This is a genomic window from Caulobacter sp. P1_B12_2 (genome assembly GCF_056406675.1).
This window is the reverse complement of the sequence record NZ_JBFTZS010000703.1, coordinates 1-1,503: the sequence shown is the minus strand read 5'-3', so window position 1 is coordinate 1,503 and position 1,503 is coordinate 1. Positions and strand designations below refer to the sequence as shown.

Annotated in this window: 2 protein-coding genes; both read right to left on the bottom strand. The window is 68.9% G+C overall.

All coding sequences use genetic code 11. From position 1 onward, the window contains the following. Window positions 1-379, bottom strand: a 379-nt coding sequence (locus AC1DZ6_RS25060) for a hypothetical protein (RefSeq protein WP_477099799.1), incomplete at its 3' end; no start/stop codon positions are given. A gap of 49 nt (window positions 380-428) precedes the next feature. After that, window positions 429-1,388, bottom strand: a complete 960-nt coding sequence (locus AC1DZ6_RS25055; RefSeq protein WP_477099798.1) for a pectinesterase family protein — start codon at window positions 1,386-1,388, stop codon at window positions 429-431. Between the last annotated feature and the right edge of the window lie 115 nt (window positions 1,389-1,503).

Genomic DNA, 1,503 nt, shown 5'->3' with positions numbered 1-1,503 from the left:
CGCCCTTGTAGGCGCCGTAGCGCGGCACGTCGTCGTCCTCGGCGTAGCGGTATTCCTCGCCGGTGTAGGGCCGCGTGCCGAACTTGCCCCAGAAGTGCTGCTCGACCGTGGTCGGCAGGGTCACGGTCACCGCGTCGGATGAGGCCAGGGCGCTCCAGCCGCCGGTCGGCGGATTGACCGGCAGGGCGGCCAGGTCGAACCGGCCCGGCAGGTGGATGACGTCGTCGGCCCAGGCGGCGCCCGTGTCCAGCCACAAGCTCCAACCGTCGTCGGCGATGGCCAGGGGATCGGTCTCGGCGGCGTTGGCCAAACCGGGCGCCCAACTGGCCGCCACGCCCAGGCCGCCGGCGGCGAGGAAGCTTCGTCGATCTACGCGCATCGTCCGGCTCACTGGGCTTGAACTTCGGTCAGGTCTTGAAACGGGACGATCACGGACGCCATCCGTCGGGACCGGCCAGGAAGGCGTCGCGGCTCCAGGCCTTGGCTTCCTCGGCGGTCAATTGGCGGCTGCGGGGCTCGCGGGTCTTGGGACTGGCCCCCTGCCCCGTCGAGGCGAACTCGGCGTAGGTCGCCGTGCCCAGGGTGTCGGTCTTGCCCGGCGTCCATTCGCGCCAGCCTTCCGGCTGCAGCGCCGCGTCGATGCGGGTACGCATGAAGATGACGGTGGCGTAGGCGCGCCAAGCGCGACCGAACCAGAGCTCGCCCACCTTCGGATCGGCGGTGATCCGGCAGCGGTCGAAGACGTAGGCGCTGTCCTGTTCCGGCTTGGACTTGCTCTGGGCCGTGATCATCACCGTCTCATGGGCGATGCCATGGATGTGGCAGCGGTCGAAGAAGGCCTTGGCGTCGCCGAAGATGAAGTCGACATGGCCCTCGACGTAGCAGTCCTTGAAATACTGCCGGCTGGGGGCGGTCTTCTTACTGGCCGCGTAGAGGGTGTCCTGGGCGCCCAGCAGGCGCACCTTTTCCAGCACCGCCCGGTCGGCGGTGATCGCCAGCGCCACGGCTTGCGACGGACGGGCGTCCTTCAAATGATAGTCGTTCTGGATCGTCAGATTGCGGGCCCGGAAGCCGTCGCCCGAGACGTTGACCGAGGCCGACTTGAACGTGCCGCCGGCGGTGATCGCTCCGTCGCTCCAGACCAGCACCACGTCCTGCGGCCGCTTGCCCTTGCCGATCAGGCGGACGTTCGGCTTGGCGATGGTCAGCTTCTCGCGATATTCGCCGGGCGCCAGTTCGAGAGTCCCGCCGTCGGTCGGCAGGGCGTCGACGGCGGCCTGGACGCTGGCATAGGCCCCGCCCTTTCCGACGCGCAGCGTGGTGGCCTGGGCGTCCAGGCCGACCACCAGGGCCGCCAATCCGCAAACAACAGCGATCAGATGCTTCACGCTCAGGCTCTCCGCAACAGGCCGTCGCGCGCCGACAGGCGGACGCGCTGGCCCTTCTTGATGTCGAGATCGATCGTCGCGGCGCCGTAGCGCACGTGATGGAGACCGTCGGCGG